This is a genomic window from Microcoleus sp. POL10_C6, from assembly GCF_036701585.1.
Classification (GTDB): Bacteria; Cyanobacteriota; Cyanobacteriia; order Cyanobacteriales; family Microcoleaceae; genus Microcoleus.
In genome coordinates this window covers 114,815-135,588 of the sequence record NZ_JAUBRB010000004.1, presented here as the reverse complement: position 1 = coordinate 135,588, position 20,774 = coordinate 114,815, and the positions used below count along the sequence as shown (strand labels likewise).

Annotated in this window: 14 protein-coding genes; all 14 read right to left on the bottom strand. The window is 45.2% G+C overall.

Annotation, left to right across the window (positions count from 1 at the left end):
• Positions 1 to 5: 5 nt before the first annotated feature.
• Complete coding sequence (locus QUA34_RS03815; protein ID WP_333322488.1) at positions 6 to 3,488, bottom strand: hypothetical protein; 3,483 nt, start codon at positions 3,486 to 3,488, stop codon at positions 6 to 8.
• Positions 3,489 to 4,072: 584 nt separating this feature from the next.
• Complete coding sequence (locus QUA34_RS03810) at positions 4,073 to 4,822, bottom strand: HIRAN domain-containing protein (RefSeq protein ID WP_190663952.1); 750 nt, start codon at positions 4,820 to 4,822, stop codon at positions 4,073 to 4,075.
• Positions 4,819 to 5,316, bottom strand: coding sequence for a hypothetical protein (locus QUA34_RS03805; RefSeq protein WP_333322485.1), 498 nt, complete (start codon positions 5,314 to 5,316; stop codon positions 4,819 to 4,821). Before QUA34_RS03805 ends, QUA34_RS03810 begins: the two co-directional genes overlap by 4 nt.
• Positions 5,317 to 5,318: 2 nt before the next feature.
• A complete protein-coding gene (locus QUA34_RS03800) occupies positions 5,319 to 5,768 on the bottom strand; it encodes a hypothetical protein (RefSeq protein ID WP_333322483.1) in 450 nt (149 codons plus the stop codon).
• A 374-nt stretch (positions 5,769 to 6,142) separates the two neighbouring features.
• Positions 6,143 to 7,084 carry a ParB/RepB/Spo0J family partition protein gene (locus tag QUA34_RS03795; RefSeq protein ID WP_333322481.1) on the bottom strand — a complete coding sequence of 314 codons (942 nt, stop codon included), beginning with the start codon at positions 7,082 to 7,084 and terminating at the stop codon, positions 6,143 to 6,145.
• Positions 7,081 to 7,836 carry a ParA family protein gene (locus QUA34_RS03790; RefSeq protein WP_333048754.1) on the bottom strand — a complete coding sequence of 252 codons (756 nt, stop codon included), beginning with the start codon at positions 7,834 to 7,836 and terminating at the stop codon, positions 7,081 to 7,083. Before QUA34_RS03790 ends, QUA34_RS03795 begins: the two co-directional genes overlap by 4 nt.
• Before the next feature lie 227 nt (positions 7,837 to 8,063).
• The gene (locus QUA34_RS03785; protein ID WP_333384151.1) at positions 8,064 to 10,400 is read right to left on the bottom strand and encodes an ATP-binding protein; all 2,337 of its coding nucleotides are present in this window, start codon (positions 10,398 to 10,400) and stop codon (positions 8,064 to 8,066) included.
• A 591-nt stretch (positions 10,401 to 10,991) separates the two neighbouring features.
• Complete coding sequence (locus tag QUA34_RS03780; RefSeq protein WP_333384149.1) at positions 10,992 to 11,717, bottom strand: hypothetical protein; 726 nt, start codon at positions 11,715 to 11,717, stop codon at positions 10,992 to 10,994.
• A gap of 5 nt (positions 11,718 to 11,722) precedes the next feature.
• Positions 11,723 to 13,750 carry a hypothetical protein gene (locus QUA34_RS03775; RefSeq protein ID WP_333384146.1) on the bottom strand — a complete coding sequence of 676 codons (2,028 nt, stop codon included), beginning with the start codon at positions 13,748 to 13,750 and terminating at the stop codon, positions 11,723 to 11,725.
• A gap of 169 nt (positions 13,751 to 13,919) precedes the next feature.
• A complete protein-coding gene (locus QUA34_RS03770; protein ID WP_333384145.1) occupies positions 13,920 to 14,624 on the bottom strand; it encodes a hypothetical protein in 705 nt (234 codons plus the stop codon).
• Between the two features lie 131 nt (positions 14,625 to 14,755).
• Positions 14,756 to 15,841, bottom strand: a complete 1,086-nt coding sequence (locus QUA34_RS03765; RefSeq protein ID WP_333384143.1) for a hypothetical protein — start codon at positions 15,839 to 15,841, stop codon at positions 14,756 to 14,758.
• A gap of 23 nt (positions 15,842 to 15,864) precedes the next feature.
• On the bottom strand, positions 15,865 to 16,860 hold the full coding sequence (locus QUA34_RS03760) for a hypothetical protein (RefSeq protein WP_333384140.1): 996 nt from the start codon (positions 16,858 to 16,860) through the stop codon (positions 15,865 to 15,867).
• Between the two features lie 14 nt (positions 16,861 to 16,874).
• Entirely contained in the window at positions 16,875 to 20,078 is a 3,204-nt protein-coding gene (locus QUA34_RS03755; RefSeq protein WP_333384137.1) for a hypothetical protein, read from the bottom strand.
• A gap of 62 nt (positions 20,079 to 20,140) precedes the next feature.
• Entirely contained in the window at positions 20,141 to 20,755 is a 615-nt protein-coding gene (locus QUA34_RS03750; protein ID WP_333384134.1) for a hypothetical protein, read from the bottom strand.
• Positions 20,756 to 20,774: the final 19 nt, after the last annotated feature.

The following is a 20,774-nucleotide window of genomic DNA, read 5'->3' as shown; positions in this document are numbered from 1 at the left end:
ATCCTTTAAAACGGGACAATACCGCCGTTGCTAATAACCCACCACTGGGGAGCGATTATCGATTCAACTCGCTCCTTAAGCATCGGATTGGAATAGGACTCAACCAAGCAGTCAACATAATGTTGAGGCAGCTCATCGGGAGCGCTTACTTCACGCTCTACTAAGTAATTCTTAATTTCATCGAGAAGCAAGAGAGAGGAGTGAGATAGATTAATGTTGCTATTAATCGCATTATCTTCAGAAATTGGAACTATCAATGCGTTGTACACTTCTGTGAGAAATGCGAGAGAATTTATTTGCACCGAAGAGATGCAGTGCCGACTTTTTGCTGCTGACCTGCCAATTGCTTTGTCGCCGATAATATCATTTAGGGGGTCGAGTTTGAGGAACGATTTCTCTGCCTTAGTTTGGCTTTTTTCGTATTTTGAATAATGCAAGAGCGTTAACCCAAGCATGAGGTTATTTTTTAGTTCTCCCTCTTTGATGAGACCGTCCATTACCTTATTCACGTCAATTACGTCGCCAGGGTGGGCGTTGAGCAAGGTAGAATAAGTTGTCACAGTGTTGTAGAAAATACGATCTCGCTCTACAGCTTTTCCGGTGAACAAATTGAAAAATACTACCTGGGAACGATTGGGGTCATTAAATACGTTACTCAACTGGCGCACGTCCTGAACGTACAAAGTCTCTTCGTTCGGTACCCCATCAATCCGCAAGGCGCTGTAACTGTCGTACAGAACCGGATATATTACCAAGTCATCAGCAATCTTGAGGTATTTGATGAGTTCCGGCGACATGAAGAACAATTCATTTTGTTGGTCAGTCACGCGCAGGTGTTCAGAAAAGGGAGTGTTAGCTATGTATATAACGTGGCGAAACCCCTTGAGATACATATCGCTAATTGTGTCGCCCAGCACTGCTGGACAGCGATGCAGTTCATCCCCTCTGTAATTTCCCGCCAGAGTTTTCACCATCCTCACTTTTAGACCTGTTTCTGTAGGCTCCACTGCCACAACTTCACCCGTCAAATTGGCAATGTAGTTTTCTCCCCAACGTGAGGAACGGGCGTCGCATTTGTTGCTTGAAACCATCATTATTAACAATGGCTCTATGGTGCTATTGTTATTATTTTTAAATTTGAATTCCTGTGGCAATATTGAGTAGAGCGAACGCTTAGCATTTGTAAATTTATAAGTGTTAATCGTGGGTAACACTATTCCTTGAGAATTAATCAACAAGGAGTCGCTCAATACGTAACTCCATTCCTCGACCATTTGATGAATAAATTCTTCCTGCTGGGTTGTTTGATCTTCTGGTGTTTGGTGCAGCAGCCACTGACCTATAAATATTTTTTTATTTTTTCGCACTTGAACTGTCAGAATATCTAATATTATAAATCCCAATGTTCGCCAAGTAAGTTCGTATATGAAACGCTCCTTTTCTGGAGCTTGTTCTAAAGCAATTTCACGCACTTTAAATTCTATTAGCGAACCAGGAAATACAAGGCGACTCATGTATTCAGATGCTTCATCAGCATTTTGAGGCAAGTTACGTTTCCCACCTAATCGTGCGAGCATATCGATGTTCTTTTTATCCCGCTCGAATTGCTGGCTTGTATTTTGAATTACAAAATTATAGAATACAGGCAGCATTTGAATATCGCAAATTTGATAGCTCATGTCGAACTCGCGCTGCTTACCCGTCCGGTAGAAGTTATCCGTCTTAAATATCAGCGCTACAGGAAACTGGATGATGGCGTCTTTATTTGCCCCCTGTGCTGAGATGAAAACATACTTGAGGCATTTCTTCAGATCTTCCGACAATTCATTCTCGAAGAATCTAGTCCTATTGCTGATTTCGCTCAAGTCTGACAGGAGCAGTTTTCGTGACAGCCCTATATTTACATTTTTTTCGGCAGAAAACCCCAGTTTTTCCGTTTTTAAGTATTCCTTAAGAGCCTTGACCGTAGCTTCCAGTTTGTCAGCAACTAAGTATTCACTCATTTGACCAACAAACTTTCTCATTAAATTTTTCTTAGCCTCATCACTCTTAAGAGAGTCTTCTTTCAACTGAGGTAATACTTCTTCGGTAAATTGCTTGATTACATCAAAATTGAGCACTTCCTGGTAACAATAATTTGGCGCAAGAGGGTTGGGACAAGCAAATGCAAAGTAATAAAGAACGAAAAACTTAAGTATTTTCTCAATTTGTTTCTTGCACCCCTCTTGCGTTAGATCGTCAAAGTTATGCAATTGTGAATCCGGCTTAATCATCTCAATCCCATACAAAAATGAAGAATTGAAAAGAACCGGATTACTGACGCGCCCGTTTAATTTGAATTTGAGTCCAAAAGTTATTGAGGTAATACTCTGAAGAGAGTCTTCTGTTTCTCCAATACAGCCATCGATTTTACCTAAAAGAGGTAACTCCGAGAAGGCATCCCGCCCAGAAAATAATTCTTGGATGTCTACAAGTATGCCCTGGTATGTTACTTCGTAATAAGCCTCTGGTTTCTTTTTGTCGTTGATGAATTTTTCCAGTGATCTAAGACGCCGGCTGTAGTCCCTCAAATAAAATGAGGCTTCGTCGAGCGATATTTCGCGAGGCTCTTTTTCCCCTTGAAGGGTAAACTGATGTATTAACTTACTTTTTTGCTTCGAGTCTCTAACGCGAGCGCAATCTTCACCAATTATATTGGCCCAGTATTCCAAGTAAATTACTTCCGCCTCTCTTTTCAGGCGACCGATTGTTTCTTGATTGAGTAACTTTTCAAGTTGGCATAATTCATTAGAACCATTAGTTTTGAGTGACTCGATGCTCGTTCTCACATTTTGAATTACATAATCAGGATAATCCAAGTCCTGTTTTGTTTTCAAAAATTGAACATAATTTTCCAGCCCAGTCACCACAAATTCGCGGAAGCGAGTTGCACTATTTATTTCTATTGTTACTTTGTGGCTCCTGATTGTAGGAGTCGCCACTTCAGAAGCCAAGGTCAAATCATGCGAACTCAATCCAGTCATCGAAGGGAATTGCCAAGCAAACAAGGAGGGCTGCTTTGGCATTGATGCCAGGGGTACAAGCATTGACTCGATTAACTCATCAATGGTCACTTCAGAGCTTTCTCGATCGGGCAACGAAGCGTGGGCTTTCCTAATGGCCTCGATTAATCTATTTGATAAAGCTGTTTTGATTTCTTGAATTTTTTCTCCGAAGGTTTCACGGCATTTTTCAACCATGTTTATTGTCGCTTTATAGGCTTTTTCTCCTGGCTCTAATGGAGGTCTTAATTCTTGATTTTTTGCGAGTTGAAAAGCCAAACAATGAATGTCTATAATTAACCTAAATCTTCCTGAAGGGATATCTTGTTTTAAGCAAAATAGTGCTGCTCCGGTTTCTCGATTCAGTTCGTCAATAGTTTTTGCTAGCCAGTCGCTATAATCCAGCCTCGCCAGTTCATTCCTGTCTTCTTTTAACTCATTTTTCACGGGGACTAGCTCCTTCTTTTATGAGAACTGGTTGCGGATTGTTCACTGGTTAAGGGGATGAATTATTCTCATACAAGTAGAATGATTTAAAATATCATTTCATGTTCAAAAAAAATAATTAATCATCTCTGGAGGTCAGTGTCGAGCTTAAAGTTACAGCAGATTGCTGGTGAATAGAGTACACTTTATTCCCAAGCACCTACGAAACTGGTTTACAAAATTGCTATCCGATTCTCCTTTTACCCTCATCTCAAGCAGCAGCAGGGTCAGCAACCAACGCCCTCATATAATAGCAAAGAGGTCGGACATTGTGGGGCAAAGAACTGCAACTGAGTAAATCCCGATCTTTGCAGGGACTTTTCAGCACCCAAGAGCTATCCTCTTTGAGGGTCAAGCCTGTTACGAATGGATCGTGGGAGCGGGAGTCAACATCAGTAGCACTCCGGTGAGACCGGATTGGGGAAGAAAGCGCCGATCGAGCAAGCCGGATTGCGAAAAGGCTCCTGAGCGACTTGCGGTGATGAATGTTTGGCTCAACTTTGCCAAGAGGAGTCTAACTCGAAGTTGCAAGGGTTTTCCAGTACCTAAGAGCTGCTGAGCGGCTGATATTCATGACTTGAAAATGGGCGGAAGTCATTATAGCATTGAGTAGTTATATTACACAGCAGGCGAAACTGAAACGGTGTTGGCGGTTGATTTACTCGCTCTACACGCACTTCTACAAAACTAGGATTCCTCAAGAGAAGTTCAAAAATCTCACTCTTCAAATATCGCGGACAATACCCGACAATGTAGTGGTCTTCTGTATTTAAAGTCAAGGCTTTAGAATCATAATGATTTTGAAATTCGTGAGCTAACCACAACTTTTCTCCTGTCTCTAAGCGGTTAATTCGCTCAATTGCACCCTGTGGCAAATACCGCAGTCCGTGCAAGAAAAAGTGAAGGCGATACCGCCCTTCTGAATCTGGCTCAGGAATGGGAAAAACAGTTAGAGTATCTGTTTCTCGCCGCCCACCGCTGCGGGCTAACATGGCAATTGGATCGCTTTCATGTTGAGTCAGATTTAGCCAGTGAAAAAAACTTGAGTAATCGGGGCGATTTTTCGGCATCAACCGATTAGCAAATACGGGAAATAAGTAGGTTGATGTATATACTTCACCTAAGCGCGGAAACGAGGGCAAGGGTTCAAAACCGCACTTCTGTTGAGCTTCTAAAACGCCTTGCGTGTAGGTAAATTGGTAGTTGGTTCCGTCAAATGTTAGCCTGCCAATGGGAAACCAGGAACGGCTGTTTGGATCTTGCCAAGCCAAAAAAAGCGTTGAGTGTGTTTTCACGGTAGCGTTTTCCTCAAGTTAAGCAGTCTGTGTTGATTGAATTCAATAATTTTTTGGGCAAACTCGGCTGCAATCGGTGAGATACGAGTGTTAGGAATTCGATGAAAAATATCCACTATACTCGCCTTTGAGATACTTTCAAGTCGCTCAAGCCATATATGCGCTGCATTCGGATAGCGACGTGCAGCGCAGTCAAATACATCAACAGTTTTGAGGGGCTTTTTGTCATCAACGCTGCCATAAAACGCTGAGAAACATTTGTTAGCATAAGTTTCTACTGGGCGTTTTTGCCTTTGTTCATCAGAGAGATCACGGCCTAAGCTAGAAGCGTGATCGTAAGTGGGTGCTAGGTGTGCTGTTTCAGATGTAGCCGACGCTAGGTGTGCTGTTTCAGATGTGGTAGACACTGCCTTATTTCGGACCACACCCCAGTTTTCGTGGTGGCGATCGCCATTGCCAATCCACGCATCTAACAGAAGATAGCCGACAAACACTTCTACAGCTTTTTGGATGCCACTGGGTACTGTCCAACCAATGGTAAGTTCACAGATTCATCAGAGATAATTCTCAACACTAGATCAATTGTATGTTGTGACAGGTTGTAGGTTGCAAAGGTGGGGTAATTTGGCACGATGGGAGTAAGAAGTTCGTTACCGTGAACGAGGGTGCCACCGTTAGGCAAAAAGTAAGAAGAGACTACACCGAGATTCCCCTCACTCGTGGCAGCCAGTTCATAATTAGCATGAGGAATTCCCAGTAATTCGCACAATTCGGAGGCCACTTTTTCTGCCCAATCTTCGCCTAAATCAAGTCTTGCTTGTTTGTACAGGCAGCGGCCGAGTTCTGGGTGTTCAAACCAAAACTTATACTTGCTTCCCATTGCCTCAGTCTTGGAGAGTTCGTAAGCTTGAGGGGTGACAATAATGATGGGAAATTCATCAGGCATAAATTGTTCAACCTATTTCTTGCGCCGCACTCGCAGTTCACAAATATAGCAACCGCTTTCGTCGGTTAGAACACAAAGTCTGGTAGGGGTCATTCATGAACCCTACCTTGTCTATAGCAGTATGACGACTGCTATAGAACCCATTTGACATATTGTAGCGATCGGACATCAGCAGCCGATCGGATTGCAGCAACCTTACGCCTCGAAAAGCTCTTTTTTGAGGTCGTTCGCTTTAAACCCATAAAAACCGCCTCAAAGGCGTGTTCAGCCCAAGGAATTTAGAGCGTTTTTGGAGTTTTCCTAAAACAACAGAAGCCTACATTGTACCCGCAAGGCACAGTGTAGGCTTCTGTTGTTTTACTTTAAAATTAGCTTCATTTTTCCAATCCCTCACCCACCAAAGCTTCCAGTTCAGCTAACAGCTTCTCTAGTTTCTTTTGCTTTTTGGGGTCATCCCAAACCTTAGACTTTTTCACTCGCTGCAAAGCTGTATCTACGCGACTTTTAAGTGAGTGATTTGGTGCAGTCGCCTCCCCTGTACTTTTCGCTTTTAAATCGGCAATGCGCTGTTTGATTTGGGTCAGGGAGAGGTCGAGAGCGATCGCCTCTTCTAACAATTGGGATCGCTCTGAGCTATCCTTAACTCGGGCGATCGCTCTGGCTTTGGTATACTCAATCCGTCCTTTCCGCAGCGCTCCAATCACATCATCTGGCAGGTTCAGCAAGGGGAGGCGATTAGTTCGGAAACTCTCTGGAGTGTACTTCCCGACGAGTGCAAATATATCGCTTACTATTTCCCACTCGGAGCTGTGGATAACGTTATCCACACCAGCGCGTTCTGGGTGCGCGGCCGCTCCGAGCAAAGCAATAACTGACGAGGAGGTAGAGTTTAATTTCATTGCCAGCAATTGCAGAATCCCTTCGGTTTCCTCAATCGCATTCAAATCTTCCCGCTGCAAGTTCTCCAGCAGTGCAATTTGCAGAGCCTCTGTGTCTGTTAGTTCCCGAATCACAACAGGAATCTCAGTCAAACCTAACGACGAAGCGGCTCGATAGCGCCGTTCTCCAGCCACCAATTCGTACTTGTTGCCATCTATTGGGCGTACCAGGAGCGGTTGCAGAATTCCTAGCTGCTTGACTGACTCCACCAGTTCTTGCATGGCTGTCGGATCGAAATAGCGGCGTGGCTGCTGCTGGGGCAAGACAATTGTGTCTATGGAGACTAGGGAGGATGCGGCATCTTCGCTGTCGCTGGTTCCTAATAGAGCCTCAACCCCTTTGATTTGATAAGGCTGATTGTCGCGCTTTTGATTCATCGCAGAGCTAAGAGTCCTTGTGCAATAGTATCGAGTACAGCGACGGCTGGATGTTTTGGATTGTACGCGGCCAGAGGTACGTGTTGCTGTGACGCATCGGCGAAAGCGACAGTCCGAGGGACGGCGGGGTAAATCGCAGCAATCTTCTCCAGAGAAGTAGTAATTGATTGCAAACTTTGAAAAGCTTGTACAGTACGGGGATCGTACAGCGTCGGAATCACTCCGGCAATCTGCAATTTCCGATTAGCGCGTTTCCTGACGCGAGCAATGGTTTGCAACAGCAATTCGGTTCCTTTGAGAGCTTTATATTCAGTCTGAATCGGAATTAAGACGTGAGTGGATGCAACTAGACTGATATAGGATAGGATGCCTAGCGAAGGAGGGCAGTCTATCAATATGAAGTCATAGTTTGAGCTAAGGGGGTCAATGACTTCTTTTAGCCGACTATCTCTCATGTCAGCCACCACCAGTTCCAGCTCTGCTCCGCTCAAATTAATATTAGAAGGGAGCAAGTCCATGTTGTGAAGGTTTTTGCGGAGCGCCGCGTCAGAACCGTTCATAATAGACTCGTAGACAGTCTCCTGTAACTCAGATGGCTCCAAGCCCATGAAGGCGGTAAGCGAGGCTTGGGGGTCCATATCTACTAACAAGACTTTTTGCTTCCGCTTCGCCAAATGGTAGCCTAAATTCATTGTCAAACTGGTTTTGGAGACACCGCCTGACTGGTTGAACAGCGCAATAATTTTGCTCATCTATTTTTAAGCACGCTCACTCAACGTGTTGATTAAACAATATTAGTGGACTGCGGCTTATTGTAAACTAATCCTTGAAAGAACTTTGAGAACCGCGTCTGATAACTAACTGCGATCGCAGTTATCATTGAACTATCGCAGTTATCATTGAACTATCGCAGTTATCATTGAACTAGAGATGTTCAGCGCAGTCCCTACTCATAATCTTGGATTTGGGTGGGGTTCGTTCAAAGGTAGTGTTGAGTTAAATCGCTGATAATATCTAAGCTCATATTGTCAACTAATTTAGTCAAAGCCGCAGCAAGAGACTTCTGCGACAGGGGAATTCGCTCAATCAACAGCCTTACCGCTTGCTCGTCTCCACAAGCGGCTGCTTTATAAAGCTTCTCAATCAACTCCCTCGGCAACACAGACAGCGACTTAGAAGTCAGTTGCTGGGCAGGCTCATCCTGTTCGGACTTCCTAGACGACTCCTCTTCATAGATATAGCGAACACCCAAATGAAGCGCCATCTTCTCAAAAATTACTGTTTCTCGGAACGGTTTGGCAACAAAGTCATCGAAGCCGTTCGACATGGCGAGTTCCTGGGTTTTAACAAAAGCATTAGCGCTCAAAGCAATAATCTTAGTGTTAGAACCGTTCGGCCGTGCTCGAATTTTTTGAGCAGCTTGAAAGCCGTCTAGAACAGGCATCCTCAAATCCATCCAAATTAAATGCGGCTTGTACTTTCGCCACAATTTAACAGCCAGGGTTCCGTTATCCGCGAACCACACAAGAAAGCCAGCCGACTTCAATATCCGAGTTAGCAGCAACCGATTTGCCGACTCATCATCCGCTACCAGAATGCGATATATTTGTTGGTTAGGTGCCAACCCCTTCACTCGTTTTTGCGGCAATCTGTCATAAACTTCGCTCTTAGTTGCATGACTGACTTTAATGTAAAAACTAAAAACCGTACCTTTCCCCACAGAACTTTTGACCTTAATCTCGCCACCCATCAGCTTCACAAAAGAGTTACTGATTGGCAATCCCAAACCCGTTCCCGTTTGCGATTTTCTGCCAGCAGAAGCTTGCACGAACGGCTTAAACAAACGGCTAACCTCATCAGGCGCAATGCCTGGGCCTGTATCCTTCACAGAGAATTGGAGAAAGAATTTGGGTAACGGTTTTTTTGCCATAGACTGAAGGCATTTTACAGTCAGCTTCACCCTACCGGCCTCAGTAAATTTAACAGCATTACCCAACAGATTAATCAAAACTTGGCGCAGCTTGCTTTCATCAGTTCGGACGTATTGCGGTACATCTTTCCGGAGTTCAAAAACAAGTTGCAATCCCGACGACTGAGCTTTGAGTTGGAACATCCGTTCTATGTCCGAGAGCAAACTGTACAAGTCAACAGCAGTTTCTTCGAGGGTGATTTGACCTGCTTCAATTTTGGACAGCGACAAAATATCGTTGATTAGTTTCAACAAATGCTCGCCACTGCGATTGATAATATCTAAACTCGACTGCTGTTCCGGTGCAGTTTTTTTAGAGTTCACAAGGAGGTGGGCAAAGCCGATAATCGCATTCAGAGGCGTTCTCAATTCGTGGCTCATATTGGCCAGAAAGGTACTTTTAGCGCGATTGGCACTTTCGGCGGCAATTTTAGCTTGTTTTAGTTCCTTTGTTTTCTGTGCAACTTGCCGCTTTAAATCGCCAGAATATTCTTCTAACCGCTGGCGAGATGCTTTTAACTGGCAATTCATGCGCTCGAAAGCACAGGCTAGGGCTTCGAGTTCGGCAATACCGCTACCTGAAACTGTTGAGTCGAAGTCGCCACCAGCTATCGCCTCTGTTGCCGAAATTAACCGCAGCAGCCGCTGTTCTATTCTTAGGGAAATGGACAGCAAAAGGCAGATAGAAAGAACCAAAGCCAGTAGCACGAGCAAAATAGTGTTGCGGGTGTTGGCCTGAACTTTTTGGGTGAAGTCGGTTTCGGGTACAACTGCCACAATCAGCCAATTTAAGCCTTTCGGGTTTTTAAAAGGTCTGACTTGTAGCAAGTATAGTGAGTTGCTGGCAGTAAAGTTAAGATTTTGGCTGCTGTTAATAGCAGCGAGGCTGCCATAATGTTTAAGCAAATACTCTGTTGAAAGCTGGATTACTTTTTGTTGCAGAGCTTGGGCGCTTTCTCGCTGCAGTCCCTCAACAGAAATAGACGGTTTTGGTTCAGTTACCTCGTTCCGAGCCACTAAACGTCCCGAACGGTCTAAGATAAAGGCTTGACAGTTAGGGCTAATGAGGAAATCGTTCAAGTTGAATGTTGAGGTTGGGGTGGGAAAAGCAGGATTTGTTTTTTGTTGACGGAATATTGTCTTTGGAGAGTCTGACCCATTTTTTTTCCCATTTTGTTTGATTGTGACTCCGGCTGTTTGACTTGGGGAAAGTTGGTTTACCGAACCAGTTGGAATTTGATTGTAAGTCCCTTCTCCTTTCCCAACCCCTTCTGTTAAGTAGTTGTCAAGACGGTCAGAGATACGGCTCGTTGCTTCTCCCAATAGGTGTGCAACTACGTCATTCATTGTCTGCCGCCCTGTTTGAAAAGAAAGCCATCCCGTCAGACATAGTAAGGTTGAAATTAGAAGAGCGTTGGGGACTGTAAGCACAACGCGCAGCGGGAGGGCAGACTTTTTTTGAACTGAGCTTTTTGGGCGGAACATTGATTAAAAAAAGGGAGTGGGAATGAGGAAAAAAACGTTCTTCTTCAGAGGGGAGCAACACCATCCGTAGAAGAGTTCTCCTCTTCTGGGTTACCATCCCCTCTCACTCTCGTTATGCTCCTTGACTAATCCCTATTAGTAGCGCAGCCTCAAACGAATCTGAATCAGTCAAAAGCCATAAATTCTCAGAGCGAGCGGTTAGGAAAACAACTGGTTCCCACCTGACTCAGCGCGGGCAGTATTAAGGAGATGATTGGCATCTCAACTAACCCAAGTTGTGTGCTTAAAACCGCTCTTGACTGGTAATGGGTAATGGGTAATTGGAACAATTTGAGATTTGAGATTTTAAATTGATGGCTCGCCGTTTATCCCGCTCTGTGCTTGACCCCGGAACGAATGCACTTGCCTAACTCTGCCTAACATGAGTTAGATATGAGTAGGTTTGTGTGAGCGCTAGTTTGATTCTTCAAAAACTATTTTGGCTAGTTCGATAATCACAGACAAGTCTACTCCGGCTCGTGCAGCAGCATCGGCCGCCGATAGATTGTGGTTTCTTACTAGAGCTAAAAATTGTCGCACGCTGTAGACTACTGGGTCGTTGGCTGCTGTGTAGCCTTTTTGAATGGCAATCAGCAATCCTTTTTCAACATCTGATGCAGAGGGTGCGCGACCTCTATCAACGTTCACAGTCGGCTCCATTCTTGGCGTGACGGGAGCGATGCGAATTCCTAAGTGTTCTGGTTCTTTGTTGGTAGGAACGATGTTGAAGTTGTAAAGTCGCTGTTTCCCTTTTGAATCTACAGTTTTGATTGAAAGGTTAGTGATGGTAGCTGTGGTAGCTCCCGGAAAATTGAGCGCTTGAATGGGACGCAAGAAAACAGTTTTGGCTTGGCCGCTTGCCAGCTGTGCATCGGTGCTGAAAACTATTTTTGAGGGGTCGGCAATTAAAACGTAGGCGACAGCTTCATCGGTTGAGCTGAAGTCGATCGCACTCGCGCGACCGGGATAGACTAAAATATCGATCGCGCTATTGATGGCAATGTCTCTACCTACAGTTTGATAGCCTGTTACTCTCGATTGAGAAAAAGCACAGTTCGGGTAGCTCGCAGCAGCGAGCGCTGCTGCAAGGATTGACAAACTGAGAATTTTGATTTTTGGTTCGAGCATTGTAGCATTCATAATTGTTATCGATGGATGTTGAGAAAGCTGTTAACAGTAATAGAAACGGGGGTTCCCTTGTTAACCACAGCTACATTAGGGCGGTTTAAAAGTTCTTCAGTTGCTCTATCTGAGCGGCTTTCCATCCGTTTTGCTAGGGGGCTGAAGAAGCCATCGAGGACGGCTGACCAAATTTGGGGGTCTCGACTTTCAACGGTGGTTGTACTGCCCCCAAACCTACCGCTAATACTGCTAGAGCTCCTGACTTTAGGCTCTGCGAACACTTGACCGACTCGTCCAACTCCCGACAGCACTGCGGTGAGGATATCCTGTCCGGCAACATCGGAACCTGGGTCGAAGTAGCCTGAAGCAATCAACGGCCCAGAGCCCTCTCCTGCAATCAAAATTGCGCCTTCTGGAATGGGCTGCTGTTTAATCTGACCGTTTCTATCAGAGTAGACGAGCGCCACAGCAGTAGCTTGTACCATGCGATTGGTCTTGCTGACGGTGCTGGCTTTGGCAATGACAACCGTGCCCGCAGGAAAAGCAATAGAGCCGTCAGTTGCCGTGAAGTCGGCTGTGAGGGTGACGGCAAATTTGTCGTAAAGCTGTTTGCCTGAGCCTTCATCCCACAGCAGGGGAACCGAAACTATGCCGTTGGCTGTGGTTCCAAGGGGAACCTGAGCTGTTTGGGAGGTTGAGGAACTTTGGGGCGTGCGGTTGAGAATGCCTTTTGCCCCTGGGGAGTTTACTTGTTCCAGGGTTAGGGAATTTGTTAAAGCAGAAGCCTCTGGAGTAGTTTCGGGGGAAAGGGTTTGAAATTCTGTATCGGCGGGCAAGGACGTTGGACGAGCGCTCAGTCGAGCCTCCGTCTCGATTGGGTTATCAGTAGAATCGGAACTTATTTGGGGGGAAAGGGGAGCCGGAGTTAATTGGTTAGTGGGGTTTTGGGAGTTGTCGGTGGTTTCGAGGCTGTCCCCTCCATAAGGAAACTCCGGGTGTAGCCTTTCCCCGCTGGCGTTATTTGGGTGGCTATATAGTTTTTCTGGGATTTGCTCGAAAGAAACGTATGAGGGTTGCGACTTTTGGTTGCCGATATTGACTGTTAGGAATTCAGTTGTTGGAGCTGGCTTTGTCAGAGCGGCGGCGGTAGCACTTGTTGTCGCTGGAGTGCTTGGTGTTGCACTCACGGCATTCGCTATTCGGTTAGGGTCAAAATTTCCCCTAATTTGTCCGAGTTGGGCGAGTTGGTTCCACCGCTCAAACGGGTCGATTTTTTCGGATGTTGGAGTTGGAATTAAAGGTGGGGGTACTAACGGTTTGAGTATGGGGGCCGGTGCGGGTGTTCTTGAGGGTACTCTTTGAGGTATGGGTGCGGGTAGTGTTACCGTCCGCACTACTGTTCGGGGTGCGGGTAGGGGTTCGCGTAGAGGAGTAGGTGGCGGTGCAGCGCTCCGGGTAGCGACTAGACGCGGAGTTCGCGGAGTTCGTGGGGTTCTTGACGGTTTGGGCGACGGTTCTGTTTTGGGTTTTGCGGTTTTTTGCGGTTTTTCGGCTAACAGTTTTTGTTGGTCTTGGTAAGCTAATTTAGCCAGCAACTCCGGTTTTTCATCTTTAATGGTGGGAGAAGAGCTTTCTTTTGGTGTTGATTGTGCGATAGCTTCGCGAGGTGATTTAGGCTTGATAAATTGCCAAATCAGCAGTCCTAGCAATAGTATTCCCCCAGTCAGCAGCAGCATTGTCACTGCTCTAGGAACGCCTCTTTCGGAAACAGGCGGGGGCAGTGGTCTTTCCTCATCTTGAGCGAGTTGATATTGAGTTTCAAGTGTTAGGGGTGCATTGGGGTCGAAATTAGCAATGAAGTTTTCATCAATATCATCGTCAGAAGGGGAAGGATTTGGAGAGGGGGAAATAGGGGAATTGATGTTGCCGTCATCATTGTTTAGGGTAGATTCACTTGATGCACTTGCATGATTCATATTGGCTGTAGTGGTACTATTATCAGGACTGGTATTAATTGGATTTTCGGTTAATCCATTTCTTTTGTTAGTCATGGCTTTAGAGTTGAATGTGTTGTGTTTAACTGTACATAAAAAAGCAAAGAGAGAAGACTTCAAGCAAAGGGATGAAACATACTAAATGTTTAAATTATTTAGTTGTTACGGTAGGTTTTTAAATTTACCCACTTGCCGGTTCGTCCCCTTTCCATGTCTCTTTCCTCTTCTATGGTTTGAATTCGACAATTCGGGAAATCTCTAATCCGGCTGCTCTCAAAGAGTGAATAGTCTTCTCTAATTCATTAGCGTTTTCTTTGAGAGGGGATTTGGGAATTTCTACGGCTTTGACGGTGAAAGTTCGATTAAACTGTTCTCGGCTTTCTCCAATGCCTTGCTCTAGCACTACGCGAGTAGCAATTACATCTATTTCCCAAACTCCTCTTTTTATTTCTCTCGGTTCTGAGATGTGAGAGATATAGACTCCAGAGCGGGTTTTTCCTGAATAGATGGTGTTGGGAACGAGTTTGGCAAGTTCGACCAAGGAAGCTTTACCAAACTCTGATTCCATCATCAAGGAACCCATCCAAGCAGTTGTAGGAACTGGGGAACCTTTAATTTTAATGCCGGGGTCTGGGTCATTTGTGCCGGGAATTTTGCCTGACCAAGCCCAGGTTAAATTTACCCAACTGGATACAAAATTTTGGATGATTTTCGGCTCTCTGTGCAGTTCATCTTGTTCTGCAATTCGTGCGGCGGTTCCGTCTTTTAACTGGACAAAGGTAACTTTTCTTTGAGATAAGGCTCTCAAACTGACTGTATTTACTAAAACAGCAATTGTCAGGAGAAAAACAAAGCTTGTTAGCAGGACAAAGCACAAGGCTAAGGTGTTTTTAGATTCAGGGAGTAAGGGTTGTGATTGTGGAAATTTCATATTATCGAAGGGGATGGCGAGATGGGGGATAGAGAATAGGGAGATAGGGAGGAAATGGATTGGGAAACTGGGTTTGAGTAGTGAGTAACAACTCGGTTCGGTGAAGAAAAAGCTATCGGAATTTCCTTCCCCTAGATCAGTTTTCCAGCAATAACGCCGATCGCGTTACTGGCAATATCTGTAAGCTGTTTAGTGCTATTGGCGATCGCACTGTACAAAGCAGTTCCTCCACCCTTGGCTATTAACACGGCTAGAACGGGAGAAAACACAGCTAAAAAGAATAAAAAGGCGATATCTGTAACTAACTCTGCATCGGACTTGACAATCACTACGGCGACTAAGCCAACGACGATGTTGTAGCCCAATTGCACTCCAAATAACGACATAAACCCTATTAACCAAGCCCAGATTGGTTTTCCTTGCAGTGGCAATAGTGATAAACCCATTGCCAGAGGCCCGAATAAAGCTGTTAGCAACAAGGCTGCTTCTAAAATATTGACAAATGCCCACTGTACTGATCTAAGAATTAAGCGAATGATGGGCAAGACAGTAGACCTAAAAACTTGTCCTGCAAAATCGCCATTTCCTATATCCTGAAGATTGGCAACATTGCCTAAGTTTTCGACAAATCGCTGCAAGCTTTTGAGAGGTCCTCCATTTTGCTGTTCGGCTGCCTGGAGGATTTGTTGAGCTGGCTGTTTTTTGCTGTTCCAACATTCCACTAAAGCTGATCCAACTTTGCCCTGACATTCGCTGTAGAGTTTCTCAATCTCTTCTTTTCCAGCACTGGTGAGGTTAACGTCACTCAGGGCAGTTCTGAAGGTCATTTCTCCGACTTGAATTTTCATAATTTCTTGAACTTGAGTGCTGCCTACAGCTTTGATGAATTTGACACTTTCAGCTAAGACTTTACCGTTGTTGCTGAGAAATACTACAATTACGAGTGGCCAGATAAACATGGCTACTAGCTCTGACCAAGACTGTTTTTCGATGATTTCTTTGCCACTGGTGACAGCGAGGTAAGTAACAGATATTCCCGCTAGAATTAGTCCTAGTTTGACTAAGGCAATCCAGAGAGAGGATTCTTGAGTGTTGAAGGTGTTAAACCAAACTAAATTCCAGGATTCGACAGTTTTTTGAGAGACTTCTATGGCATCAGATAGAGTGTCCAGGGCTTGTCCTGCTGTGCTAGTTTGGGCAATAAATTGTATAAACATTGCGGTATCTCCTTACGGTGATTTCAGTCTTCGTTTGCCCCTAGAGCGATGCCTCCCGGCATTTGAAACAATCCAGCTTGAGTAGAAGAAGCGGTAGCCGCCGCAGCATCCTGCCGTCTCTGGGCTGTGTTAATTTCGTTGAGTTCTTCAGCTTGTTGAGCGTTGAGAATGTTGGCAAAACTGCGATCGATTTGAGCTTGCTGGCCCTGCATGACTAAGGCACTTTGATTTTCTGCTGATAAGGCTGCTTGCTTAGCTGCGATCGCACTTTGTTGAGATATGTTTCTCATAATGTTCTGTGTGACATCTTGACCTTCTGAATCAGCACCCAATTCCATTGAATTTTGGCTCTCGCGATTAGTTTGCTCTACGTTCTGCTGGACAATTTCTTTCATCTGAGCTTGCTTTTGTTGAGCTTCTTTACTGAGAGTGGCTTTATTGGCTTCACTAACAGCACTTTCTCTTTCTGCGAGTTCTGCGGTGTTCTCTTTGAGGCTGTAAGAATCTTGCGGTCTCTTCTCTAAAGCAGCGGATAGTTTTGTCCCTTCGCTTTCGGAGGTGTTGCCGTCCATTATGCTTTTAACTGCTTCTTTTAGGTCTGGAACTTGCAATTCTCCCAGGAATGAAGAGAGGGTTGACTCTATTTCACTGCTGAATTTTTCGACTTTGTTTAACAAATTGTCCCAGATGCCTGAGATGCTGTCGGAGATGGTAGAGATGGTATCTGAAATTTCGCCTGTTATGTCGCTAATTGTGTTTTCTATACCTCCTATTTCTTTCTGGTTGTTCAAGAAGTTATTAGCTGATTTTTGAATTTGGCTTTCTATTTGTTGATTGGGCACTGTGAAGCTGGAACGGTTGAAAGTGCTGCTGTTAGGATTGTTTGAGGTGGGAAGCTGTGTTGCAGTCGGATTGCTGTCAGAGGTTTGAGCTTTTGCTTCAACAGAATTTAGTATTAAGCTCAGCCAAATTGCAGGAATGCCGAGGGCAAGTTTGACAAGAAATTTCGGTGATTTCATCGGTTTTTCTCCGTCTAGCTAGCAATAAGGTCTTGAGGGGATTTGTGTCCATTGATATCAGTGACTGCATTCTTGCCAATATGGGTTAATGAACGCCCTTCTTTAACGGCTTGTACATATTCAGAGGCAAATTGTTTGAGTGCTAGCAGTTGCCCTTTTAACGTATTGGGATATTGAGCCATTACTCGGGCGCGAGCCATCAATTCAGCTTGATTGTTAGCCACACTTGCTAATATCATTTCGCCTGGATAGTATCGGCTTTGCCAGAAACGACCTCCTTTTTCAATTAGCCAATTGGAATAAAGGTCGGCAGCTCTGGGAAGGAAAGCTTCTGTGGCATTCTGGCTAATAATTTCAGCCGGATATCCCAAATTTTTGATCCAAGAAGTGGCTCCGTTTGATGTCAATCTTCCGGTAATTCGATACACCATGTTTTGCATAATCATAGTTCCCGCACTACAATCGCAAATACTGTCGATATCTTGGGATAGCAAGAGCACTGAAATGCCATTTTTTCTACCCACTGCACAGAGTTCGCCTACTACTTCAGCAAATCCGTCTTTTTTAAACAAAATCGAAAGTTCGTCTCCGATAAATAAGCTTTTAGGGTGAGAAAGTGCGTTGCGGATGCAAGCAGCGTGGGCGTTAATAGCCATTAAATACTGGTCTTGTTCGTTGCCCAGACCGCTAAGGGCAAAAAACTTAACAGCGGGTTCGGGTGAAAATGTACTCGGTCTGCCAATTGCTTTCCCTAAAGGTGAGGCTAGTAATGCGTTGCATTGAGTGATAATTTGGTTGATGGCAATGCGGTCGAAGTCGGTAAAGTTTTGTAGGTTTAGTTGCTCTTTTGTGCAGAATTTCAGGAGGTTTGTGAGGGTTGGCATTTCTTGCCACGCGGTCGATTTCCAGCCTTTTTCAAAGGCAGTATTGTAGCGCTCGATAATGTCTGGGTCTTCCAGAAATTTTTTCAGAGTTAGCAGCAAAATGGCATCGACTCGCTGCGCTAATTTTGGGTCGCGGACTTTGCCCATGCTGATAATAGTCAGCGCTTTTCTGATAAACTCTTTCCATTGGTCTAGTCGGCGCGATCGCTCTTCTCTGTCAAAACGCCTCAAATCGGGTATTTCGAGTAGATTCGAGCTGCCAGAGGTGATGTCGTAGTACGCACCGTCGTCGCCTAACAGTTTCACTGCTGTCTCAAAGGTACTGCCGCTTCCTGCTGAGATGTCCATACCGACTACTGGGATATTAGCGGCTATTGCATCGGCTGCAAATCGCCATCCCAAAACACTTTTACCGGAACCAGACTCGCCTGTTATGACAGCGCGGCTGGTTTGGTTGTGCATGAGGTCAACGTACACGGGTTTGCCGCCTTTGGTGATGAATTCAACTCCTTTTGAGTCGATGTCCCTTACAGCAGTTAAGGGCAAAATACCGGGGACAGTTTCGGTGTCTAAGGTGAGGCGGCGTTCGTTAATTAGCGAACTGCTGTGCAACAGCCAGCTTACAGTAATGGGCAAAGTTTCTAGCCACAGTTGCCAAGCAATGTTGCGCTCTCTTAATACCTTGGCAGAGCCGAAGCTGTGGGAGAGCATTTGGCAAGCGTGTGTTAGTTGCTCCGGCGTTGGTCGGTAGACTAAGAAGGTGACAGCAGCGTGAATTGCTCTTGCACCTTTGTACATTTTTTTCTGGGCTTCAAAGGATTCTTCCTGTTTGACTTCGGCTCCTACATCGCGACCTTGACCTTTTTCTAAAGCGCGTTTTTTGGCAGTTTTAGATTGTTTAGCTTGCCTTGCTAAGTTGTCTTGAATAATAAAGTTGGGAGCGGCGCTAATTTCGACAACGGCTTCAGTATCGCGGACGTAGCTGTTGCTCATAATTTTCCACAGCCATTGCAGTTGCTCTCTAGTATTGAGCCAGCCGCCGGGGCCCTCTTCCATTGTTAGCACGCCGCATTCTGCGTTTCTGCCGGGGAGCAAAATGCGTGAGCTAGCTTTTCTGTGTTCCGGGCAGCTCGAACGACCGCTCATACCTTCAATTAAAATGGTGCAGGCGTGTTTGTGACTGTTGATGGTTTCGGTGAGTTTGTAGTCGGATGCGGTTTCTTTTAAGGTGAGAAGTTGGGGGATAGGGGGTATGGGTGCGCTGTTGAATTTTTGCCACAGCCAGCCCCATAGTGCTTGGGCATTCATGGGTTGAATTTCCAGTCCAATTTTGGTGTTTAGTAAGAGTTCCCATTGGATGTAGCCTTGCTCGAAAGCGTCGAGTAGCAGTTGTTTGTAAAAGCGTTCAGAGTAGATGCGTTCGTTGCCTGTAAATTGTGCAGCAATGCTGTTGGCTGTGTTGATAATTCCATTGATGAATTTACTCAGAGGGTCGTTGGATTTGGAGCCAGATTGAGCGTTGAATGTCCAAGTGCAGAAAATAGTTTGGTTCCACAGTTGTCGGGTGCCTGCTAAGTTGAGTTCTTGAATGCGTTTCTGTTCGTTACGAACGAGTACAGAAATGGGTTTGAGGTGACAGTTGTCAGCCAATTCAGTTAACTGTTGCTGGCGAAGGCAATCGCTGCTGTAGCAGCCGGTATGAAAGGTCATTTTTTCGCCTGGGGGAATATCTTTTAGCCCCTCTTCTAAGGCGGCGGCTGCATTGTTTACTTCATGGCGGTAGAGAATGTTGTGAAAGCCAGCCGTCTCGAATCCGAATACAATTTGGTATTGACTGCCTTCATTTAGTAAGTAACCAGAAACTTCTCGACCATCCTTTTTGATAGTGACTAAACACAGGAGGTTTTGGTAGTTTTGGAAGGGCATAAGTCGGCTGTTACCTCCGTGTTGATTGGGAGCAACTTTGGGTTTAAGTTTGACTCGGACTTGTGAATCGCTGATTCGGTGGCGAATCGGGTTTGGTCGGTGTTGGGGAACGGGAGAAAGGTATAAAAGATTACCGTTGTACCACTCATTCCCCGGCGGAGGTCTAAACCTGTCTACAAAAAGGTGAGGTTTGTTACCTGTCAGGAGCCACCAGCTTACAATTAGCCAGAAAGTAGTGATGAAAAACCAAGGCATTCCTAAGCTGAATAGGCCGTTGGTGAGGATGTAGGAAATTACAGTGATTAGCATCCAGGGAATTAGCTGTTCCGCTGGAATGATGCCGATGCTGGCTTGTTTGCCGAGAATTTTGTTGACGGAAATAAAGTCTTTATCTGGGTCTTTGAGCATAATTTAAAGGGTTTAGATTTGAGGTTGAGATGTGGGAAGACAAACCCTTCCCCTTTGGATAATTAAGCTCCACCTCCGCCACCGCCATTGCCAATGAAGAGGAAAGTTATTACGTCAATGGCAATTACAATGGCAAAAGCTAAGGCAACTTGAGTCACAATTGGTCGCCAGTCATTGCCTTGCTGCGCTTGGTTGTAAGCAAAAAGAGACGCGGCTGCTACTAACAAAAGGAAGGCTCCGCGAATTAAGTTGAAAATCAGTTCGATGACTTCGGCATCAATAGCTTCACCTCCTGCGGAAGCCGCTCCTTCTGCTAGCTCAGTCATAAATTCTTCTAAGCCGGAGAGGAAGATGGCGTTGGCGGGGGAATCGAGCACGGAGCACAGTGCAGTGGAGGTAATGATGGCAGTAGCAACGTGCCAAAATCGAATTTTGCAGCCGATATATCGCTCTACAATTGGAATTGCTTTAGCGGTGTGCCACAAACTCAAAAAGACTATGCTGGAGCAGCCTAAAGTTGCAATTAAGAGCGGGTCGTGAAGGCTGAAGTAGATGAGTGAGGCCAGGCAAATGCCGATGAAGGGAATGTCGCCCAGTTTGATTTTCTGTTGTTTTAACCAGCGTGATAATGAGTTGCGGTTTCGTTCATTTCTTGTTTGGTCTAAGTAAGTAGCCATGTCACTATCTCGATAAATT